At 61.8% G+C, this 21656-nt stretch carries 16 protein-coding genes; 4 read left to right on the plus strand and 12 right to left on the minus strand.

What is annotated here, in order from left to right:
• Positions 1 to 56 precede the first annotated feature (56 nt).
• Genes CKO15_RS05570 through CKO15_RS05580 form a run of 3 tightly spaced genes read right to left on the minus strand, consistent with a single transcriptional unit; the run spans position 57 to position 3149 of the window.
• Entirely contained in the window at positions 57 to 2210 is a 2154-nt protein-coding gene (locus CKO15_RS05570; protein WP_200193364.1) for a S9 family peptidase, read from the minus strand.
• A gap of 8 nt (positions 2211 to 2218) precedes the next feature.
• Positions 2219 to 2686 (minus strand): PaaI family thioesterase, encoded by a 468-nt coding sequence (locus CKO15_RS05575; RefSeq protein WP_338036007.1) that lies wholly within the window; start codon positions 2684 to 2686, stop codon positions 2219 to 2221.
• Positions 2679 to 3149, minus strand: a complete 471-nt coding sequence (locus tag CKO15_RS05580; protein ID WP_200193366.1) for a PaaI family thioesterase — start codon at positions 3147 to 3149, stop codon at positions 2679 to 2681. The genes CKO15_RS05575 and CKO15_RS05580 overlap by 8 nt, the downstream gene beginning before the upstream one ends.
• 332 nt (positions 3150 to 3481) lie before the next feature.
• On the opposite strand from CKO15_RS05580, the gene CKO15_RS05585 reads away from it, so the two are divergent.
• The gene (locus CKO15_RS05585) at positions 3482 to 4864 is read left to right on the plus strand and encodes an OmpP1/FadL family transporter (RefSeq protein WP_200193368.1); all 1383 of its coding nucleotides are present in this window, start codon (positions 3482 to 3484) and stop codon (positions 4862 to 4864) included.
• 203 nt (positions 4865 to 5067) lie between these two features.
• Here the strand turns inward: CKO15_RS05585 and CKO15_RS05590 are convergent, their stop codons facing one another.
• On the minus strand, positions 5068 to 5838 hold the full coding sequence (locus CKO15_RS05590; RefSeq protein ID WP_200193370.1) for a flagellar motor protein MotB: 771 nt from the start codon (positions 5836 to 5838) through the stop codon (positions 5068 to 5070).
• On the opposite strand from CKO15_RS05590, the gene CKO15_RS05595 reads away from it, so the two are divergent.
• Positions 5837 to 6031, plus strand: coding sequence for a hypothetical protein (locus tag CKO15_RS05595; protein ID WP_200193390.1), 195 nt, complete (start codon positions 5837 to 5839; stop codon positions 6029 to 6031). The genes CKO15_RS05590 and CKO15_RS05595 overlap by 2 nt on opposite strands.
• Positions 6032 to 6098: 67 nt before the next feature.
• Here CKO15_RS05595 and CKO15_RS05600 read toward each other — a convergent pair whose 3' ends face one another.
• The 4 genes from CKO15_RS05600 to CKO15_RS05615 form a co-directional block, all read right to left on the minus strand.
• Positions 6099 to 6908 carry a MotA/TolQ/ExbB proton channel family protein gene (locus tag CKO15_RS05600; protein ID WP_200193392.1) on the minus strand — a complete coding sequence of 270 codons (810 nt, stop codon included), beginning with the start codon at positions 6906 to 6908 and terminating at the stop codon, positions 6099 to 6101.
• 164 nt (positions 6909 to 7072) lie between these two features.
• Positions 7073 to 7627, minus strand: a complete 555-nt coding sequence (gene pgsA / locus CKO15_RS05605) for a CDP-diacylglycerol--glycerol-3-phosphate 3-phosphatidyltransferase (protein ID WP_200193394.1) — start codon at positions 7625 to 7627, stop codon at positions 7073 to 7075.
• Between the two features lie 22 nt (positions 7628 to 7649).
• Positions 7650 to 9452, minus strand: a complete 1803-nt coding sequence (uvrC, locus tag CKO15_RS05610; RefSeq protein WP_274600121.1) for an excinuclease ABC subunit UvrC — start codon at positions 9450 to 9452, stop codon at positions 7650 to 7652.
• Between the two features lie 127 nt (positions 9453 to 9579).
• Positions 9580 to 10383: a response regulator gene (locus tag CKO15_RS05615; RefSeq protein ID WP_200193396.1), complete on the minus strand. Its 804-nt coding sequence runs from the start codon at positions 10381 to 10383 to the stop codon at positions 9580 to 9582.
• Positions 10384 to 10456: 73 nt separating this feature from the next.
• On the opposite strand from CKO15_RS05615, the gene CKO15_RS05620 reads away from it, so the two are divergent.
• Positions 10457 to 11440 (plus strand): pyrimidine reductase, encoded by a 984-nt coding sequence (locus CKO15_RS05620; protein WP_200193398.1) that lies wholly within the window; start codon positions 10457 to 10459, stop codon positions 11438 to 11440.
• Positions 11441 to 11542: 102 nt separating this feature from the next.
• On the opposite strand, the gene CKO15_RS05625 is transcribed toward CKO15_RS05620, so the two are convergent.
• Positions 11543 to 12934 (minus strand): class II fumarate hydratase, encoded by a 1392-nt coding sequence (locus CKO15_RS05625; RefSeq protein WP_200193400.1) that lies wholly within the window; start codon positions 12932 to 12934, stop codon positions 11543 to 11545.
• 186 nt (positions 12935 to 13120) lie between these two features.
• On the opposite strand from CKO15_RS05625, the gene purB reads away from it, so the two are divergent.
• Entirely contained in the window at positions 13121 to 14488 is a 1368-nt protein-coding gene (gene purB, locus CKO15_RS05630) for an adenylosuccinate lyase (protein WP_200193402.1), read from the plus strand.
• Between the two features lie 75 nt (positions 14489 to 14563).
• On the opposite strand, the gene CKO15_RS14515 is transcribed toward purB, so the two are convergent.
• Genes CKO15_RS14515 through CKO15_RS05645 form a run of 3 tightly spaced genes read right to left on the minus strand, consistent with a single transcriptional unit; the run spans position 14564 to position 21649 of the window.
• Positions 14564 to 17386: a VWA domain-containing protein gene (locus tag CKO15_RS14515; RefSeq protein ID WP_200193404.1), complete on the minus strand. Its 2823-nt coding sequence runs from the start codon at positions 17384 to 17386 to the stop codon at positions 14564 to 14566.
• A 20-nt stretch (positions 17387 to 17406) separates the two neighbouring features.
• Complete coding sequence (locus tag CKO15_RS05640) at positions 17407 to 19155, minus strand: PEGA domain-containing protein (protein WP_200193406.1); 1749 nt, start codon at positions 19153 to 19155, stop codon at positions 17407 to 17409.
• A gap of 10 nt (positions 19156 to 19165) precedes the next feature.
• On the minus strand, positions 19166 to 21649 hold the full coding sequence (locus CKO15_RS05645) for an FHA domain-containing protein (protein WP_200193409.1): 2484 nt from the start codon (positions 21647 to 21649) through the stop codon (positions 19166 to 19168).
• Between the last annotated feature and the right edge of the window lie 7 nt (positions 21650 to 21656).

The raw sequence follows: 21656 nt of genomic DNA on the forward strand, positions 1-21656 counted from the left end.
GAGCAGAGAGAGCAGCCAGGGCCGGGCATTGCCCGGCCCTGCTCGGTCGACGCCGCTCAGCGGTTCGCCAGTCGGGAAGAGGGGGAGCCCGGCGAGCCCCCAGCGAACCCAAAGACCCACAGCAGAAAGGCAAAGCGCAGAGCGACCTCCTTTAGGTAATCGAAGCGACCGCCGGGACCAGCGTGGCCGGCGCTCATGTGGGTCCAAAGCAGCAGCGGCTGGCGGTCGGTCTTGAGTTCACGCAGGCGAGCGACCCACTTTGCCGGCTCCCAGTACGTCACGCGCGGATCGGAGACGCCGGCGGTGACCAGCAGCGGCGGGTAGTCCTGGGCGCGCACGTTCTCATACGGAGCATAACCAGCAATCGTCCGATACGCCTGCTCATCCTCAAGCGGGTTGCCCCACTCCGGCCACTCCGGCGGGGTAAGCGGCAGACTCGAATCGCTCATCGTATTGAGCACATCGACGAAGGGGACATCGGCGACGGCAGCACCGAAGAGCTCGGGGCGCTGATTGAGCACTGCACCGACGAGCATCCCGCCAGCCGAGCCGCCGTGCACGATCAACCTTCCCGCACTGCTGTAACCGGCCTCAATCAAGTGCTCGGCGCAGGCGATGTAGTCGCTGAAGGTGTTCGGCTTCGCCGCCCCCTTGCCCTGACGATACCAACGATCGCCACGCTCCTTGCCACCCCGCACGTGGGCAATCGCAAAGGCGAACCCGCGCGCGACGAGGCTAAGGCGATGGGGCGAAAAGGCCGCCGGCTGACTCATCCCGTAGGCGCCGTAGGCATAGAGCAGCAGCGGCGTCGTCGGCCCCGGCGGCGTATCGCGGTGATGGAGCAACGAGATCGGCACCGCCTCACCATCCGGCGCCGTCGCCATCAAGCGCCGACTGACGTAGGCCGCTGGATCGTGACCGCTCGGAATCACCTCCTCCTTGAGCAGCCGGCGCTCCCCGCTCGTCATATCGTAGTCGTAGATCCGCTCCGGCGTCGTCAGCGACGAGTAGGCGAAACGCAGCTGCTGTGTGGCGTACTCAAGCCCGGCATCGAGCGCCAATGCATAGACCGGTTCATCGAAGGCTAAGGTGTGCTCACAGCCATCAGCAAACCGATGCACGACGATCCGCGGCAAGGCATCGGCCATCTCCAGCCACACCAGATAGTCAGCAAAGACGACCATCTGCTCAATCAGCACTCCGGGGCGGTGGGCGACCACATCGCGCCACTGCGCCGGTGCTGGATCGGCAAGCGAGGCGCTGACGATACGGAAATCCTCGGCCGCGCGATTCGTCAAGATCAGCCACCGCTCGCCGTGATCGGTCACGCTGTACTCATGATCGCGCTCGCGCGGCAGCAGCGAACGAAAACCGCTCTGCGGCGCATCAGCCGGCGCCGCGTAGACCTCAGAAGTCGTATGATCGTGCGTCTCGATCAGCACGAAGCGGCGACTCTCGGTGCGCCCCAGCGCCACAAAAAAGCCCGGATCCTGCTCCTCGTAGAGCAACGGATCGTCCTGCGGCGCCGTGCCCAAGCGGTGCAGATAGACCCAGCGAGGCCGGTGCGCCTCATCAAGCACGGTATAGAGAAAGGCATCCGACTGCGTACTCCAGACCAAATCGCCACAGACCGGCTCAAGCTGCTCACCTAGCCGCTCGCCGCTCTCCAGATCGAGGATAGAGACCGTATACGCCTCGGCCCCCGTGGTATCGACCGCAAAGGCCAGATAGCGGTGATCGTCGCTATGCGCCCAAACGCCGAGCTCGAAGTAGGCGCAATCCTCGGCCTCAGCATCGCCATCGAGCAGCACCTGCTCGCTGCCCACCGCCTCCCCCGCCGCAGCCGCAGCGGCCTCCTCCCGCGCACACCGGCAGACGATCGGGTGCTCCCCACCCTCGCGGTAGCGCACATAGTAGGCGTAGGGGCCGTCCGGCTCCGGCACCGAGGCGTCGTTCTCCTTAATGCGCCCGCGCAGCTCACCGAACAACTGCTCACGCAGTGGCTGCAGATCGGCCAGCACCGCCTCGGTATAGGCGTTCTCGGCCGTGAGATAGTCGCGAATCGGCGCCTGCAAGCGACTCGGATCGAGCATCGCCTCACGCCACTGCGGATCACGCAACCAAGCGTAGGGATCTTCGTGACGGCAACCAAAATGCTCTACGCCGTGCGGGCGACGCGGCGCCTGCGGCGGGGTCGGTAGCTGGGCCATAGGACAGCTCAATCCTCCGGTGGGGTCAGCAAAAAGTGGCCGCGCGCCGCAGCGATCGGACGCTGCCGCTCGCCCTGCCAAGCGCGGGCATGGACGTTAGCCACCCGCCGCCCCTGGCGCAGGATATCGACCCGCGCGAAGGTCTCCGCCTCGCCCCCCGGACGCAGATAGTCGATATGGAAGTTAATGATCCGTGGCAAGTGCTCGCTCTCACCCCGCCAGAGCAGCTGCATAATCGCCGCGTGCTCCAAAAAGGCCCCGAGCAACCCGCCGTGCAACGAACCACTGCCCGGACGACCAATCAGATCGTCACGATAAGGCAGCCGCACCAACAACACCCCGCTCGGATCGTCCCGCTCCTCCGGATCGGGACCGATGACGATCCCCATCAACCGAGCATAGGGAATCAGCGCCGAAACCGCTGCGTAATCCCCCGCCGCCCGGGCACTGCGAATCTCCTCCAACCACTCAGCCACGGCCCCTCCCCGAACCCTTCTCTGCACGCAGCCGCATAAAAGCGCTCATACTGGTCGCAAAGGGGTGCTGTGGATCGTCCTGATACGCAACACAACGAGCAAAGGCCACCTCACGCGCAGTGCGGTAACACTCCGCCCGCGCATAGATCGGCTGCTCCGGGAGCGCAGGCCGCAGATGATCGATCCGCAAATCGAGCGTCACAATCGGCTCGCACGCCCCCGTCGCCACCATGACCGCCGCCCCACTGCTTTGATCGATCAGCGTCGTAATCACCCCACCGTGGAGATAACCCGTCTGCGGATTGCCGACCAACTCCGGACGATAGTCGATACCGGCCACAACAAAATCAGCCCCGAGATCGATCAACTTCAAACCGATCAGCGCACCGTGCGGCGACCCGTCGAAGAGCCGCCGAGCGACCTCAAACTCCGGCAGCTGCCCTGCCTCCTCACCTTTCCCCATTACTCTTCGCCTTCACTCCAGCCTAGCGCATCGCAGTCTCTCGCCTTCCAGCGCGGCGGTCAACCGCAGTGGTTGCACCCATACTCCCAAGCCGGCTAGTTTAGCGGGGGCACGTCACAAAAGAGAGAACCACGAAAAACCATAGCGCCTGCTCCCAGTGTCAAACACCGAGCCAGCCGCAAGCAGTTTTTCCAAAGTGCCCGACTACAAAAAACAGGTTTGTGCCCCCATCTGCAGGATGACACCCACAAGCATCCTTTTTTACCAGTATCTTGGGGCTTACCTAGCCCACTGATGAGGGCGCTACCAACAACAAACCCCGGAGGGAGCCAATGAAACAACCGTACCGCATCCTAGCAGCCGCGCCCTGCCTACTCGCACTCAGCGCGGCCCCCGGCGGCGCAGCACACGCCGCCGCCTTCCAACTCCAAGAACAAAGCGCCTCGTTGCTCGGCAGCGCCTTCGCCGGCCGCACCGCCGACGCCCGCGACATCAGCCACATCTTCTTCAACCCCGCAACCCTCGGCCGCCACATCGGCCACGGCGTCGAAGCCGAACTCATCCCCAGCTACATCGACCCGACCTTCGACTTCAGAGCCGATTCTGACACCATACCCTCAGAGGCCCCGGTCCACTTCGACGGCCGCGAACGCGCCGGCGGCGGCGAAGGCGCCCTCGTCCCCGTCCTCTACGCCGGCTTCGACCTAACCCCCGACCTACGCGCCGGCATCGGCATCAACGTCCCCTACGGCATGGAGACCGACTACCCCGAAGATTGGGTCGGACGCTATGACGCCGTCAACACCGATCTTATGACCATCGACATCAACCCGGCCATCGGCTGGCGAGTCGACGACCGCCTCTCCCTCGGCGCCGGCCTCTCCGCCCAGTACGCCGATGCCGAACTCTCCACCATGCTTCCAAGCCTCGCCGACAACGACCCAACCACCACACTGCAACCCGAGGGCGATGGCAAACTCACCGTCTCCGGCGACAGCTGGGCGTACAGCTTCAACCTCGGCGCCCACTTCGCCCTAAACGACCGCACCCAACTCGGCATCGCCTACCGCCACGGACTGAGCCACACCCTGAGCGGCGATGCCGAAATCACCGCAAGAACACTCTTCGATGACGATGATGATACCCCCCCCTTTATCTCGCTTGATGCTCAGGAAACCGGCGGCGAAGCCAAGCTCAACATCCCAGCCACCCTGAGCCTCGGCCTCACCCACCAACTCGCCACCCAATGGACACTGCTCGCCGACGCCACCTGGACCCAGTGGAGCGACTTCGAAGACCTCACCATCGAGTTCGACGATGCAGTTCCCATCGATCCAGCCGATCCGACCACCCGTGTATCCGACACCTACGACTGGGACGACGCTTGGTTCCTCTCCGTCGGCACCCTCTTCGACTTCAACGACGCCTGGGACTTCCGCCTCGGCCTGGCCTACGACCAGACCCCAACGAGCGACGAGTACCGCACCCCACGCATCCCCGACGAAGATCGGACGTGGCTTGCCATCGGCGGCACCTGGACCTCGCCGACGACCGACCAATTAACCGTCCACTTCGGCTACACCTACATCTGGCTCGACGACGCCAACATCACCCTTGCCCGCGAGATTGCAGAGGCTGGAGGATTCGAGACGATCGAGGGTGAATACAACTCCAACGTCCAGATCTTCTCCGCCTCGGCAAACTGGTACTTCTAATAAGAATGGGACGCCCTGGAGCCCCTCGGCATCCAACTTGCCAGACCCGCAAACCGGTACGGGGCAGCGGCGACAGCGAAGGGGGTTGGTCGCGCCCCCGAGCGAGGTCTCGGCCGCAGGGATGCGGCCGTGAAGCCTCCAGGGATGGATTCACGGCGTCCTCGCGAGCGGGGCCGGCAACCCCCTTCGCTCGGAGCCGCAAGTTAGTCAGTCTCCCCAGTCTCCCCCGTTTCCCCCGGAGCACCACCCTCTGTCAAAATAATCTCCACCCGCCGATTACGCGCCCGATTCTCAGCACTCGTATTCGGAACCAACGGACGCGTATCCGCATGCCCCTGCGCGATCAAACGACTCGACGGAACCCCCGCCTCCTCCAAAACATGCACCACAGAAACCGCACGCGCCGTCGACAAATCGAAATTCGACCGAAAACGCTCCGTCCGAATCGGCAAATCATCACTATGTCCAGCGACCCGAACCAAACCCGGCGTCTCCTGCAACACTACACCAATACGCCTCAAAACCGGAATAAAGCCCTCATCAATCTCCTTACGAGCCAACTCAAAGGCCGCCCGCTCCTCAAAGCGCAACAGCACCCCATCATCCTGCTCCCCGAGCTCAATCACCCCCTGCTCAATCTCCTCAGCAAGCGCCTCACGCAGAGTCTCCCGGATCTCATCCAACTGACGGAACTCATCAACATCACGGTCAATAACCCGCGGGCGTTCAAGAGGATCAAAAGGCTCCCCATCGAGATCGACCAACGTCGGTGACGGCTGCCGCTGCGTATCGCCAATCACCGCAGGCCCGAGCACTTCACGCAGCGCCTCAGCCATCTGCTGAAAACGGTACTCCTCAATCACCGACATCGAGTAAAGCATTACAAAAAAGACGACCAACACCGCCATCAGATCGGCAAAGGTCGTCATCCAGCGCGGCGAACCGCCCCTTTTATCACCACCGCCCCGCCTCATGACCACCTACTTAGCACGCTTGGCACGCCTGGCACGCTTGGCACGCTTGGCACGCCTGGCACGCCTGGCACGCCTGGCACGCTTGGCACGCCTGGCACGCTTGGCACGCCTGGCACGCCTGGCACGCCTGGCACGCTTGGCACGCCTGGCACGCTTGGCACGCCTGGCACGCCTGGCACGCCTGGCACGCTAACATTTTGGTAGCAGAAGCTACGGCTGAGATTTTTCGAAGTTCCCAAATAAAGGCTCCCCCCAACACCCTACCGATCAAGCGGCGCTGAATCGCTCACACCGGCCTGTGAACCGCTCGCCTTAGCCATCTCCGCAGCCCGTCGATTACGTGGCAAATAGACCGAGAGCAATTCATCAACCAAACGTGAATTATAGCGATTGTGAATGCAGACCACCGCATCAATAATCAGCGACTGATTGCGGTACTCATTTAGTGAACGCATCTCAAGGTTATCGGCAATCGGTAGCGCCACCAACTGCGCAAAGACCGCACCGTAGAGCGTCGTCAACAAAGCGACTGCCATCCCCGGACCCACTGTCGATGGATCTTCAAGATTCCCCAGCATCTGCACCAAACCGACCAGTGTACCGATCATACCGAAGGCCGGCGCCTGATCACCGATGCTGCGAAAGATCCGCTGCCCGGTCTCATGGCGCTCCATTTCGCGCTCCAACTCCTCGCGCAAGATCTTTTGCACCAGCTGCTGATCGATGCCATCAACAAGCAAATCGAGAGCCTTACGAAAGAAAGGGTTGCGAACCTCGACATCTTCAAGGGCAAGAATGCCTTGCTTGCGCGCAACCGCTGCCAACTCCTTCGTCTGTTCGATCAGCTCCTGCGGCTCCTCCTTATGCGTTGTGAAAGCCACCGCAGCAACCTTCAGCGAATTAATCACCTGCCAGAGAGAGAACTTGATCAAAGTCGCCGACAGCGTTCCGCCAAAGACGATCAACACCGCTGGGAGGTAATAAAACTGCGCACTGTCACCGCTCGCGGCAACGGCCGTAAAGATGATGGTGATCCCCACCAGCAGGCCTGTTATCGACGCCTTATCCACAAATTCCTCCCCTGATGCAGCAGCTGGAGCTACCAGCGTCGCCTCGGCCCTTTATAGCTGGTCGTACACGAACCGCACACGAACCATGCGCGAACCATGCGCGAACCATGCGCGAACCGTACACGAGCAGGTATTCCGATGCCGAGATAGAACGAACGATGCCCTCAAACATCCAGCACGCGCAGCGCCGCCCGCATATAGACGTAAGCCGAGTAGAGCGTCAGCAAGGCCGCCAACCACAACAGCAGCATTCCCATCTCCGGCAGCGGAATCGGTCCGATCGGTTCGCGATAAAGCAGCATCAAAATGGCAGCCATCTGCGCTGCAGTCTTGAACTTACCCAATTGACTGACCGCAACGGTTGCTCGCTTGCCGATCTCTGCCATCCACTCACGCAGGGCCGAAACAGCAATCTCGCGCCCGATGATAACCGCAGCCGGAACGGCCATCCACAGATGGGGATAGACTGTAACCAACGCCACCAGCGCCACCGCCACCATCAGTTTATCGGCAACCGGATCGAGAAAGGCACCAAAGTCAGAGGATTGCCCGAGCCGCCGGGCCAAGTAGCCGTCGAGCCAGTCGGTGATCGCCGCCAGCGCAAAGACGGCCACAGTCAGCAGATTCGTCCACGGCGGCGGGAGCAAGAAACACAGCCCAAAAACCGGGATCAGCGCGATTCGCATCAGCGTGAGGGCAGTAGGCACTGTCAGCTGCATGTTTGTTCCCTATGATCGTTCCCTAGCCGTGAAAAGAGTCGTAGATCCGTCGCGCCAGTGCAGGCCCAACACCCGGTACCGCGGCCAAATCCTCGGTACCAGCTTGACGAATCCCCTGGAGGCCACCAAAGCGCCGGAGTAAGAGTTGACGACGCTTAGGCCCGAGCCCGGGGATCTGCTCCAAGACCGACTCGCGCCGCCCCCGAGCACGCCGCTGCCGATGTCCGCCGAGGGCAAAACGGTGCGCCTCGTCCCGGATCTGTTGCAGCAGATGGAGCGCTGGGGAATCGGCCGGAACCTCCAGTTCGCGGCATCCGTCGGCCAACCACAAGGTCTCTTCGCCAGGGCGCCGGTCCGGTCCTTTAGCAATCCCCATCAGCGCCACGCCCTCAATACCGAGCGCCGTGAGCACCGCTTGTGCCCGGGCAACCTGTCCCCGCCCACCATCGATGAGAAGCAAGTCAGGGGCGATCGCCTCGCCTTCGGCGACTCTTCGATAGCGCCGCTGCAGCGCTTGCTCAAGCGCGGCATAGTCGTCGCCCAGGCCCACCCCCTGAATGTTGAAGCGCCGGTAGTCGCTTTTCAATGGCCCCTGCGCATTAAAAACCACACAGGAGGCGACCGTCGCCTCCCCCCCGGTATGGCTGACATCGAAACACTCGATGCGCTGCGGCGGCTGATCGACATCCAGCAACTTGGCCAACCCGCGGTAGCGTCGCTGCTGCCCGAGCGCCGATACGCCGCGTGCAGCGAGCGCATAGCGGGCATTCTCCTCGGCCATCTCGATCCAGCGCCGCTGCTCCCCGCGGACCCGGTAGCGAATCGTAACCGCCCTGCCCGCAACGGTACGCAGCGCCCCAGCGAGCAGATCGCGCTGCGGTACCGGACGATTGAGCAGCAGCTCAGGCGGCGCCGCCCGGCCCAGATAGTGCTGCGCTATGAATCCGGCAAGGGCCTCGGACTCCCGCACCCCTTCCGGGGCCTTGGGAAAGAAGCACTGATTGCCCAAACTAACCCCACCGCGAATAAAGAAGATCTGGATGCAGAACTCGGCCTCCTGACGAATGCAGGCGATGACATCCCGATCACCATCCTGCTCCTGAGCAACAACGTACTGCTGTTGCTGAATCTGTTGCAACAGGGCGATACGATCGCGCAGACGTGCCGCCTCCTCGAACTCCAAACGTGCCGCTGCCGTCTCCATCCGCTGGCCGAGTTCATCGACGACCTGCGCCGAACGCCCCTCCAGAAAGGCAACGACGTGACGAACCTCGTCTGCGTAGGCTTGCTCATCAATATAACCGACACAAGGGGCGCTGCAACGCCGAATCTGATACTGGAGACAGGGGCGTGAACGGTGACGAAAGAAGCTATCGCGGCACGGTCGCAGCGGAAAGAGCTTCTGGAGATGGTTCAAGGTCTCACGCACCGCAGTGGCACTTGGATAGGGGCCAAAGTAACGCCCCGGGCCGCTACGCGCGCCGCGATAGAAGGCGAGACGCGGAAAGCGCTGTTGCGTTGAGAGATAGATGTAGGGGTACGTTTTATCGTCGCGCAGCAGCACATTGTAACGCGGGCGGTGCGCCTTGATCAGGTGGTTCTCCAGGATCAGGGCCTCTGCCTCGGTGTGGGTCACCGTAATCTGCAACTCCCTCACCTGCGCCAACAGCCGCTCAGTCTTCGTCGACTTGCGTGCGGCGCTGAAGTAGCCAGCCACCCGTCGTCGCAAGCTGCGCGCCTTGCCGACGTAGAGGATACGGCCATGGGCATCAAGCATACGATAGACCCCAGGGCGCTCGGGCAGGTTGCGCGCCTGCTCGCGCAGCTCGTCGCGCCGCTTTGCCGCCCCTTCGGCAACGTCGCTAGCACCCGCAACCAGCGCGGCCGCCAAAGAGTGCTCGGCAACGACCGTGACCTGCTCTGCATCCTTCACCCACAACCTCCGCCAACGCTCAGTGCGTCGACCCGGTTGGATCGAGAAATGAGTCGATATTGTCTATCTCATCGACCAAATCGATATAACGGTTGACTGGGCTGCCTAGGTCGCCTGAACCAACACCGCCCTCGCCACTCGGATCGGAAGAGGGAAGTTCCGGCTCCGGCTGTTTAAGGACGGTGACAGCTCCGGCCAAGCCGTGCTCAATCGCTAAGCGTACCAGTTCCGCCTCGTTCTGTACCGCCAGACGACGATAGAGGCTCGAGCGGTGATTGCTGATCGTCTTCGGACTCAGGCAAAGGTCGGCAGCGATCCGCTGGTTTTTATAGCCCTTAAAGATGCCCATCAGGACCTGCATCTCGCGCGCTGTCAAACCGTCAAATGGATTGCTTCGCTCACCGGCCAAACTGCCCAACGCCAGCCACTGACCGATCAGCGGACTGACATACGGCCGTCCACCGTGAATCTGCCGAATGGCCGTGCATAGCTCTTCGGTTGCACAGTGCTTGGTCATACAGCCGCGCGCGCCGAGACGCAACGCATGACGGGGATGCGCGGTGCATTCGTGGGCACTAATCGCCAAAACACGTGGGCCGTCATTGCGCGCGCACAGTCTACGAATCGCTTCAAAGCCCCCCATGCCCGGCATATCCAGATCGATAACGATAACATCGGGGCGGCGTTCACCAGCGATTTCGATCGCCTCTTTACAACACGTCACGGTCGCGACGACTTTCAGATCGTCGACACGATCGAGACACTGGGCGACCGCTTGACAGTTCATCCGCTGAGCATTCACCAACATAATCTCAATAGTCACGCAGAGGACCCCCAATCCACTACATTACTCGCGGGTTCTAAAATATCACAAGCTTTTAGATAAGAGGGTTAAGATGCGACTTGATGACTCCTATGGCCTGGCTCTGCGCCTTTACCCGCAGAGCCCTACGCTTCCCGCCTCTCCGGGGCCACTCTGCGGCCTCTACCTCGGCGCCATCCGCAGCGCAGTGCACGCGCCCGTAGTCACCACCCTCTATACCAACTTTATTGCCAGCCTTGACGGGCGCATCAGCTTGGAACCGGTGAGTGGAGGTTGCCGCGTACCGGCCTCGATCACCAATCCGCGCGACTGGCGGCTCTTTCAAGAGCTGGCCGCTCAAGCCGACTGTCTGATCACCACCGGGCGTTACCTGCGCGAGTGGGCGAGCGGCTGCGCGCAAGCCCCCCTGCCCCTCGACTCTGACCGCTACCCGGATCTAGCGCAGTGGCGCCAACAAGCCGGATTGCCCCCCCAACCTGATGTGGCGGTCGTCTCGACAGGCAAGGCCTGCCCCATTCCACAAGAGTGGATCGAACAGGGGCGACGCATCTGGCTCTTCCTGCCCGCGGGGCGTGCGTGCGAAGTCCGCGTGGGCAACCGCCCTGTCTGCCCCTCTCCAGCCGACCGCTCGGGCCCCACAGCAAATACAGCACATACTGGCGGCACCGACAATGGCACAACAAACAGCGGTGTAGGAATCGGCGCTCACTACTCGGGCACAAGATTGCGCGGACGGCTGCTCCGCGAAACGCTCAGCGCGCTCGGCTACCGCTGTATCTATAGCGTCGCCGGACCGCGCATCGCCCACACCCTCATCGCCGATGCCGCACTCGATACGCTCTTTGTTACCACTCGGCATCAGTTGCTCGGCGGCAACAGCGGCACCTTCGAGACCCTGCTCGAGGGCGAGGCGCTGAGACCAACGCAGAGCTGGCCGCTCACCTGGCTCTATCTCGATGTCAGCAACAACGGCGCAGCGGCAGCCGAAGAGGGTGCCGGACAGCACTTCGCCCGCTACGACCGAAAGGAGAGCGGGCGAAGAGATGACGATTCATGACGCTGCCCAATCCGCGGCGCACAATCCTGCAGACTAGGGTGCAGGATCGGCAGCGGGCTGGGCAGCGGGTTGGGCAGCGGGCGGAGAACCGGTCGGCGCGTGCTACGCGGAGGCCACCCCACCGCGCGCCAACAGCCGCGGATCGAGCAGCCGCTGCAACTGCTCCTCGGAGAGCTCAGTCATCTCGCGCGCGACCTCAATCACAGGCCGCCCCTCCTGATAGGCCCGCTTGGCGATCTCTGCGCCCTTCTCATAGCCAATTACCGAGTTCAGGGCGGTGACCAAGATCGGATTGCGATCGAGAGCGGCACGCAGATTCTGCTCATTGACGGTAAACCCGTCGATGGCATCCCGCCCGAGGATCGTCGCGGCGTTGGTGAGCAGCTGGATGCTATCGAGCAAGTTGGCCGCGATGACCGGCAGCATGACGTTGAGCTGGAAATTTCCCGACTGTCCACCGATGCTGATGGTCGTATCGTTGCCCATGACCTGAGCACTGACCATAGCCACTGACTCTGGAATGACCGGGTTGACCTTGCCTGGCATGATGCTCGAGCCGGGCTGCAGCGCCGGCAGGGCGATCTCACCGAGACCGGCCAGCGGCCCGCTGTTCATCCAGCGCAGATCGTTGGCGATCTTCATCATGGAGACGGCGACCGTCCGCAGCTGCCCTGAGAGCTCCACTGCCGTATCCTGCGAAGAGAGCGCTTCGAAACGATTCGCCGCCGGGACAAACGGCACTCCCGTCGCCTCGCTCAGCAGCGCGCAGACGCGTTCGCCGAACTGTGGATGGGCGTTGATGCCAGTACCGACGGCAGTGCCGCCGATCGCCAAGGCGTGGAGCCGCGGTAGGGCGCTCTCGACACGTGCAACACCGGCGCGGATCTGCCGCGACCAGCCCGACAGCTCTTGCCCCAGGGTTACGGGCATGGCATCCATCAGGTGGGTGCGCCCGGTTGTGGTCACCTCGGCCAGCTCCTCGCTGCGGGCATCGATCGAATCGGCTAAGCGCCGCAGCGCCGGTAGCAGCTGATCGTGCACCTCGAGCGCCGCACTGACGTGGATCGCAGTCGGGATGACGTCGTTCGAGCTCTGCCCCATGTTGACGTGGTCGTTCGGGTGGATCGTCTCAGCAGTGCGCTGGTTGGCCAGATGGGCAATCACCTCGTTCGCATTCATGTTGCTTGAGGTGCCTGAACCGGTCTGAAAGATATCGACCGGGAAGTGCCGATCGTGCTGGTTGCGCGCGACCTCCTCAGCGGCGGCCGTGATGGCATCGGCGACGTTTGGAGCCAGGTCGGTGAGTTCGCAATTGACCCGCGCGCACGCCGCCTTGATCAGACCGAGCGCACGAATAAAGGGGGGCGGCATCGGCCGTCCGCTGACCGGAAAGTTCTCCACCGCCCGCTGCGTCTGTGCGCCGTACAGGGCATCCTGTGGCACCTGCAGCGTCCCCATGCTGTCACGCTCAATCCGATAGCCGTCGCTGTTCATCGCTCGCTCTCCATCCTGGCCAATATAGCGGTCTAAGAGATTCAAAAACTTGAGCACTGTGGCTTACCGCCCGATCCTAGAGCATCGAAGCGATCGCACAGCCCATCGTTTCAGTGCCACGCTGCTCAAAATAGCCGGCAGCTATTGTAGAATATCCGCCCGACTTTGACATGGAGCGGATCCACTGTGGAGCTTGACCCGTTAACCGCACTCGCCCCGAGCGATGGGCGCTACGCCTCCAAGACCGCCGCCTTGCGCCCGTGGCTCAGCGAGTATGGGCTGATCAGCCACCGCGTGATCGTCGAGGTGCGCTGGCTGCAGGCACTGGCCAGCGAGCCGGCGATCGCCGAGGTGCCGGCGCTCTCGAGCGATGCCGAGGCCTTTCTCGAGCGCCTGTTGAACGACTTCGATCACAATGAGGCGCGACGGATCAAGGCGATTGAGGCGACGACCAACCACGATGTCAAGGCCGTCGAATACTACCTAAAGGAGCGGCTCGGCGAGCACGCCGAGTTGGCGGACTACCGCGAATTCGTCCACTTCGCCTGCACCTCGGAGGACATCAACAATCTGGCTTGGGCCTGCATGCTGCGCGGCGCCCGTGACGAGGTGCTGCTGCCGGCCTACGATGCGATCATCGATACGCTGCGCACCCTCGCCCACACCCACGCCGAGTTGCCGATGCTGGCGCGCACCCACGGCCAAAGCGCCTCGCCGACCACCCTCGGTAAGGAACTGGCGAACTTCGTCCACCGACTGCGCGTGCAGCGTGACTGCTTGGCCGAAGTCCGTCCGCTGGGCAAGATCAACGGCGCGGTCGGCAACTTCAACGCCCACGTCGTCACCTACCCCGAGGTCGACTGGCCCGCTTTGGGGCAGCGCTGCGTCGAGCGTCTTGGCTTGGAGTGGAGCGCCTATACCACGCAGATCGAGCCACACGACTGGATCGCTGAGCTCTTCGACGCCTACGCCCGCCTCAATACGATCCTGCTCGATCTGGCACGCGATATCTGGGGTTACATCTCGCTCGGCTACTTCAAGCAGCGTCTGATCGAGGGTGAGGTCGGCTCCTCGACCATGCCGCACAAGGTCAACCCGATCGACTTTGAAAATGCCGAGGGCAACCTCGGGGTGGCCAACGCCCTGCTCGATCACCTAGCGCGCAAACTGCCGATCTCGCGCTGGCAACGCGATCTGAGCGACTCGACGGCGCTGCGCACGATCAGTCTCGGGCTGGCCCATACCCTCATCGCCCTCCACGCTGCTGAAAAGGGGCTGGGCAAGCTAGAGGCCAACCCTGCGCGCCTCGCCGCCGATCTTGACCCGGCGTGGGAGGTTCTCGCCGAGGCGATCCAGACAGTGATGCGCCGCTACGGCGCTGAGGAGCCGTATGAACAGCTCAAGGGGTTGACCCGCGGGCGCGCAATCGACGGTGAGAAGATGCGCGCCTTTATCGAGTCGCTTGACCTGCCTGAGGAGGCCAAGGACAAGCTGCGCGCACTCACGCCGAGCGCCTACATCGGCAGTGCGGCGGAGCAGGCGCGGCAGGTTTGAGCGCGGCAGTGGGGACTTATCCCGCCTGGCACACCGCAACTTAGGCGGTGTGACCAGGCGGCCTCGTCGGTAACATCATTGCGCCCCTCGGCGGATAAACGGATCCAGATCACTTCCTCTCGAAACCCCACGCCCCGGTGCTTCAACCCGAAAGCTTCGATCTAAAGCCCGCATAACGGGGCGGCCTTGTCTATCCTGGCCGTGAACATGAATCTGGACTCGATAGGTACCCTCATGGCTCGGCACCATCCGGAAAATAGTCTGCCCACTGGCACCGCCGAGCACTGCCTCAATGCCTCCGAGGCTGACTGTCTCGCTCTTCTGCTCCCCATTCGGATACCAAGTCCGAACCTCAGCACGATCCCACTGCACCTCGCCGCCGATCAGATCGAAGGCGTAGTCGTCGCCCACCGCCGGTACCAGCCTGTTGGTCTGCCACTGCGTCTTCAATTCAGCCTGCTGGCCAGCAACGCGCAGGGTGTAGGCCTGCCCTTCAGGGGCCAGATCGACACCGATGACCTCGACCTGCCATCTGCCAGCTTGCGGACTGCGTAGGCGGATCAGATCGTAGGTCTGCCGTTCCACCCCATAGCCGCCTCGGACGGCGGAGGCGGAAGTGTGGACCGAGCCATCGGGCGCGGTCAGCCGCAAATCGATATCGCTTCCGGGCCAGGTCGTTCGAAACTCCGTCACGCTTTGACCAGGCTCCAGCACAACCTGATGCGAATCGATTTCCCCCTCTCTGAGATGGCCCTCGGCGACGAGTATGACCTGGTCACCGGCAGCTTCGCCTACCAAATGGCTCAGGATTCTTTGCAAATCTTGGGGCGTTTGCGCAATTTCGGCGATACCTCCAGTCGATGCACTGACGCGCATCAGCGCATCCGGATCGGCTTCTTCAGAGAACGCAATGGAGTGGACATTGATACCCTCCGGGATGAAGTCGGCCTCGCCCTGCCATTGCGTCACGTTATCCTCACCATCGCTCATGAGTATAATGATCGGATGAACCCCGGCAGCAGAAGCCATTTCCAAGGCGCTCTCCAATCCTCCGCGGATATCCGTTCGACCACCGATGGAGAGACCGGCTAACGATTGACGCATCCTATCGCGCTGCGGCCCATCGTAGTTACCCATTGCCTGCAGCGGTGCAACCACCCGAGGTGAGGAGGCGAACTCTACCAAACCAAAGGTAGCCTGCTCATGTAGGCTGTCCACCAACATTTGCAGCGCAACCAGCCGCAAATCTTGAGGATCGTTCCAGCGCATGCTGCCCGAGCTGTCCACAACCGCAATAATCGCTGACCCCTCCTCAAACGAAGGCGAAGGGTGTGGCCTCCTGTAGATCTGTCGGACTTTCTCGAGAAGTTCTTCTCTGTTACTGCGCAAAAAATGGTTTTGAGCGACCCTGATAAAATGCTCCTCACGGAGACGCTCGATCTCTCCTTGAAGCGAAGGATGCAACCAATCCTTGATCGTGTAGATCGCCCACCTTTGAATACCAATTAAAGAAAAATCAAAGCGATCTTCCCACAGTGGTTGATAGAGGGTATCGACCACCTGGTAACCCATCTGCTGTTGAAAGGCGATCAGCCCGGGAAGATCCACCTCTTCAGCACGAATGGAACCAACCTCACCATTTGAAACAAGAGAGCCTACACGGCCGAGAAGATAGCGATCTATGGTGACCAAAGCCGCCAATAAATCTTCCTGAAAGTCTTCCACAGCTCTAGCCAAACTAATAGCCTCAGCAAAGGCCAAAGCAGCGGGGCTTGAGACCTTGCCGAGGCGAGCTGCCACCATCGCTACGCTGGCTGCTTCAACGCCTGTACTTAAAGATGCGCCTAACACAGCCCCCATACGCCTCAAACGGTTCTCAGAGTATTTAGCCATTTGATCGCGGGCATCTTCTAAGCCAGCGATCATGACCGGATCCGTCGAAGGATCATCACGGAGGATACGCAGCAAATCCTCAATCACGAGGAGGTTCTGCGCATCCTCGAAGGCCGCGGCCAGCAGCACGGTACGTTCGTGTTCCGCCATACCACTAGAGACAACGCTGAGTCCTACGTTTAACACGGTAAGGGCGTGACCACTATTGCCAAATCGCTTCATTACTCTCGTATCAACACTTCCTGCAACTTGGTCGGTAGACTGCAGCGCAGTGCTGGCCCCTGTGCTCAATAGTTCGGCGTTATCACGAATATCTTCAACACCGCTAAGGATTCTCGCGCCGGATCCGATTGCCTCGCCAGTCCTCTTGCCCGTTGACACGTGCGAGAAAAAACTCTCAGCGTTCCTTACCGTGCCGCGGGCCCAATTCTCCCCTTCCAACCGTTCTTGAAGGCGATCGTTGGCAAACGAGAGTAAGAAAGCATTCCGATAGAGCTGCCGCCGTAACTGCGGAACATCAATCCATTCCCGGCTGCGCCCGCTCCACGGCATGTCAAAGACCCCGGGCAAGGCGAACTGCGCCCCATCGGGGGCCCGCACATACTCCATTTCGTCGGTCGGATACCCCTCTTGCAACCAGGTGCTAGCCACCAGGGCTTGACTGATCAGCGGCCGTGCCTCCTCCCAGCTCAGTTCCGCCCCTGTAGCGCGGTCGCGCAATTGTATACCCGTTAAGCCGGGACGCAGCTGTGCCCGATCACGGCTGAACTGAAACAGCGGCAGCAGGCCTGATCGCACCTCACGTTCGGGAATACCGAGAGTGTGGCTCGATGGAGAGGCCTGCAGTACCTCGATGCCCGTCTCCCCCAAGGGCCAAGGACCATGCCAGGCATCGGCCGCAGCAGCTACCGAACCTATCCATGGAAAGAGCGCTAGAACGATCAGCACGGCCCCAAGAGAGAGCTTCGCAGATCGGACCGAAGCTGGTTTCAGCACCCTCTTCACAGCAGATAACCCTCCCATGGTCACTCTATCCTGCGGAGGAAGTCATCGAGAACGCCATCCTCGGCGTCCGAGTGAACACGGTATTGGATCTGCACTTGGCGCTGAGTGGGCGTCACCTCCCCTTCCTCTTTGTACTCCAGTATCCAAGCACGCTGGTATAGACCCGGCTTCTTATGGGGACCGATCGCATCGCCTGTCAGATCGAGCTGAAAATCGAGCGGGTTTTCACCCTTTCGCAGCACCCGGTGCGACCAACCGCCTTCAACTTCAGGGCCGTACGCGAACCGCTGCAGCGTTGTCACGGTCGCGGCAGCACGCGGATTCAAAAAAGACAACCAGCGCCTCTGCTCCAGCAGCAACGGCTCAACCTCACCGATTGGGCGCAGCAACCCAGGCCGATCACTGATGACCAAAACCCGCTCCGGTCTCTGCTCCCAGTTCAGCTCAATCGCACCCCGCCCCGGAGCGAGGGTGGCAAAGTGCAGGTCGCCGAAGGTGCGCAGCGTCCCTTCGCTCAGAGCCGGCGCCTCCCCACCGTGTACAAGCACTGTGAGCTGACCATCGGCGCGGTTACGCGCTACTCTAAGTCTATCTTGCGCAGCTTTTGCACTTTCGGCGAATTGGTCGGCATGCAAATCGAGCAGTGGGTTCGGGGCACGTGCACGATGAAGCGCCAGCACCAGGGTCGCCAGGGGATCGGCGCCGGAATCCTCCACCTGAACAATCTCCACCGAGTCATCGGCCCACGGCGACGCGTATGTGCCGCCCCGCTGGAGCGCGGCGACCGCCGCTGCGAAGTCGGCCGTCTGTTCACGATGCCGCTTCCAGATCTGCCACGTCTCATCTGCCGTCTTAAGGGTCACCCGATCCCCTACCCGCAGCATAGCCATAAGCGCTTCGCCCAAATCGTCGCGCTCTCTCAGCAACTCTACGGCCGCTTCAGCATCTTCCATCTGAACTGCAAAGGGGCGTTCGCTCCGTTGTTGTCGATAGCGGCGCTGTTCACGCCGCAACGCTTCGACCTCGCTCAACCACTCCCCCTCAAAGCGCCGTTCCCGACGATTGACTCTCAACGCCACAACGCGCTCGTCACCAGCCTCAATGGTGAAATCGACCGCACCGGTCAGTCGCTGCCGGTTATTGATTAAACGCACTCCAGCGACGGAGTAGGTACCCGGAGTGAGTGGCTCCAACTCCTGAGAACCAACCCCCAGATCACGCCCCTGAAAAAAGACCCGGGCCGACTCAGGCTCTGGTGTCACGGTCGCTCGACCGTGGCTAGGCTCCTCGGCCACAGGAACGGCCTCCAGTTCAATCGATCGGCTGACCTCACGGCCAGGCTCGATATGCAAAAGCTCGCGATGCGTGCGATACCCCTCCAGTGAAACCTCAAGCGTGTGGCGACCGGCGCTCAGCTCGGTGCGGATGCGACCCTGTGCCGGCCCTTCGTCGCCGATCTCGATAGTCGCCTCTTCAGGCAGTGCCCGGATCTCCACGGCAGCAAACCCCATCCCCAGGGGCACGGTAATGCGATGGTCACTGCTGCGCGGGATCTCCCTTCTTAGGGTGTCGCCACGGTACCCTTCAGCCTCCGATGAGAACCGATACCACCCCGGTTCCAGATCGACCGAGCCGCCATGAGCGACAACCTCCCCGGTCTCTGAAATACGGACTTGCCCTCCCGGGGGATCGGTATGGAGCGAGACTGTGGTCGAGGTAGCACAGCCAGTCAGCAACAGCAGGATAAAAATCGTTGCCCAGCCCTTCATGTGCGCTCTCCTACCGTCCAGGGGTGCGTCGTCCGTCGTGACCCAGGAAGACGGGCCAGGGTGCCGCTGCCGTATGAACAGTTCGATTGAACCCATACACGGAGATCCGCCCGTTATGGCTGGCCCCAACAACATCTAGCAGCCCGTCTCCGGTAATGTCGGCGAGCAGTGGTGAGGCGATAAACTCGTCGGAGTGGGCGACGCGCACCTGGAGTTTTTCGCGGCCGCGCACCCCGTCGATCACGCGCAAGGTGCCGTCACGGCCCAGCACCAGGATGTCAGGCAGGCGATTACCGGAAAAATCGAAGAGTGCCGGCGAAGCGAGCACCCTCGTTCCTAGCGAAGCGGACCAGATCTCATCACCGTTGCTGGCATTGAGCACGTACATCTTCCCACCCTGGGTGATCGCCACTACCTCGGGAAGACCGTCACCGCTCAGATCGGCAACCACGGGGCTCGCCACGAAACCACCGGATAGCGACGTCTGCCAAGCCAAGCGCCCAGAATCGGCGCGGACTGCGGTCAGACCGGAACGGGTTGCGGCAATAACCAGCCCCCCCTCCTCAAGGCGAGCAAAAGCGGGGGAGGCATACAGCACCTCAGGCACTTCGGCCTGCCACAGCTGCCATACGCGATTTCCTTGAGCAGAGACTGCCATCAGGTGGCCGCGATCGGTAACGCTGACGAAATCCACAATACCGTCGCGGTTCACATCGACGGCCAACGGACTGGTCACCACCTCGCCACGCGTCATCTCGGCGGTATCCCAGAGTTTCCAGCCCCGTGCGCCGTCCAACGCTACCAGTCCCCGGTCGGTGCTCGGCACGATGACATCCGGCACGCCGTCGCCATTGACATCGTGCAGGACCGGGCGATTTACGACTGTCCCCAGTTCCAGATCGCCGGCCCGCCACAGGATCTGACCCCGACCATCGAGCGCCAAGACGGTCCCACCCTGAGTGCCCACCACGATATCGGGCTTTCGATCACCCGTCAGATCACCGGCAACTAGAGGCGCAAGGATGCGATCGGCTACATCGACATCAAAAATGCGTTTACCCTCTTCGCCATCCAGCGCCAACACGAACCCCTTCGCATCGGCGACTATGATATCCAGCACGCCGTCGCCGTTGATATCGGCGATAACCGGGGTACTCGGCGCCTGCCGCTCGTCGGGCAGGGTCTGTGCCCAAACCGCTCCGGCTTGCAAGGGCGCATCGACCATCCCCTCGTTGCGAAACGGCAGGTGATCGCGAAAGAGCACCAGGCTCGCCAGCAAGGTCACAACCACGAAGCCGCCAACCGCATAGACCCAGGCCGGTATAGCATGGGACGAGGCAGGCTGCGCGGCCGGCCGCGGTGGGGCGAAGGTATCGTGGGCAGCCGACCCCGGGGCGGCATCCGCAGTGGTCGCAGGCTCAGTTTCGAACCGAAATTCTACCTTCCCGATCAGGACTCGATCGCCGTTCTCGAGCGCTCCGGTGTCGATCTTCTTACCGTTAATGAAGACTCCATTGGTACTGGCCAAATCCTCGAGTTGCCACCTTTCGGCAACTTCGCCGAGTCGCGCATGGCGAGCCGATACGGTCGGATCGTCGATTACGATGGTATTGTCTTTATTGCGACCCAGCGTAGCAGGTGGCACGACATCGAATTGGCGCCCTGTCAAACCTCCAGAGATACCGACCAAACGAGCACGAGCAATCGGGATGGACGACTGCACTTGGGTTCCGAAACTAGATTGGGGCGAAAAATCGGTGTCAGCACCTGAGGGATCGGCCTGCTGGAGCGCTGGGCGAACCGATGTTTGGCCCGCCTCACCGCTCTGCTGACCCCCAACCACTCGAAATCGCGACTGATCAAAGCGCAGTTCATCCCCCCCGCGGAGGGGGGACTCGGTCACGCGTTTGCCATTGACGTAGGTGCCGTTCGCCGAGCCGAGGTCGCGCACTTTCAGCCCCATCCCTTCGACCACGACCTCCGCATGGCGGCGCGAGACCTCGGCAGATTGCAGCACCACATCACAACCCGAATCTCGACCAAAAACGGTGCGCCCCTCCAGGGCCACCGACTTGCCTTCCGGCTCGCTGACCAACGACCACGCACTGACCGCGGGCCGCACTCGCGTGCCGCTGGCGGCCCCCTTCTCTTTCTTCTTCTCCTGCAGCATTGCATCGCTAATCGCGGCCCGCACTTGGGTCGGCCGCCGCCCGTCCGGGTCGACCAACTCACACTCCACACTATCGAACTTCAGGCGATCCCAGGCTTTGATTTCACGCCGTCCTGAGATCTTTTCCCCGTTGATTTCAGTCCCGTTCGTGCTCCCCAAATCGACCACAAAAAAGCGTCCGTTTTCGCTGTGCAACTCGGCATGAAAGCCGGAGACTCCGGACTCCTTAAGTACGATGGCGTTACTGGCGTCGCGCCCTACGGTAAACCGCCCCGGCACAAGCTCGACCGGAGCGTGCGCGTTATCCTTAAATTCCAGCCTCATATCCCCC

The organism is Halorhodospira abdelmalekii (genome assembly GCF_016583625.1).
GTDB classification, from domain to species: domain Bacteria; phylum Pseudomonadota; class Gammaproteobacteria; order Nitrococcales; family Halorhodospiraceae; genus Halorhodospira; species Halorhodospira abdelmalekii.

What these genes read in the sequence shown, in the direction of transcription:
- CKO15_RS05570 (WP_200193364.1), bottom strand. Translation starts at nt 2,210, where the DNA reads ATGGCCCAGCTACCGACCCCGCCGCAGGCGCCGCGTCGCCCGCACGGC.
- CKO15_RS05580 (WP_200193366.1), bottom strand. Translation starts at nt 3,149, where the DNA reads ATGGGGAAAGGTGAGGAGGCAGGGCAGCTGCCGGAGTTTGAGGTCGCT.
- CKO15_RS05585 (WP_200193368.1), top strand. Translation starts at nt 3,482, where the DNA reads ATGAAACAACCGTACCGCATCCTAGCAGCCGCGCCCTGCCTACTCGCA.
- CKO15_RS05595 (WP_200193390.1), top strand. Translation starts at nt 5,837, where the DNA reads ATGACCACCTACTTAGCACGCTTGGCACGCCTGGCACGCTTGGCACGC.
- CKO15_RS05590 (WP_200193370.1), bottom strand. Translation starts at nt 5,838, where the DNA reads ATGAGGCGGGGCGGTGGTGATAAAAGGGGCGGTTCGCCGCGCTGGATG.
- pgsA (WP_200193394.1), bottom strand. Translation starts at nt 7,627, where the DNA reads ATGCAGCTGACAGTGCCTACTGCCCTCACGCTGATGCGAATCGCGCTG.
- CKO15_RS05620 (WP_200193398.1), top strand. Translation starts at nt 10,457, where the DNA reads ATGCGACTTGATGACTCCTATGGCCTGGCTCTGCGCCTTTACCCGCAG.
- CKO15_RS05625 (WP_200193400.1), bottom strand. Translation starts at nt 12,934, where the DNA reads ATGAACAGCGACGGCTATCGGATTGAGCGTGACAGCATGGGGACGCTG.
- CKO15_RS05640 (WP_200193406.1), bottom strand. Translation starts at nt 19,155, where the DNA reads ATGAAGGGCTGGGCAACGATTTTTATCCTGCTGTTGCTGACTGGCTGT.
- CKO15_RS05645 (WP_200193409.1), bottom strand. Translation starts at nt 21,649, where the DNA reads ATGAGGCTGGAATTTAAGGATAACGCGCACGCTCCGGTCGAGCTTGTG.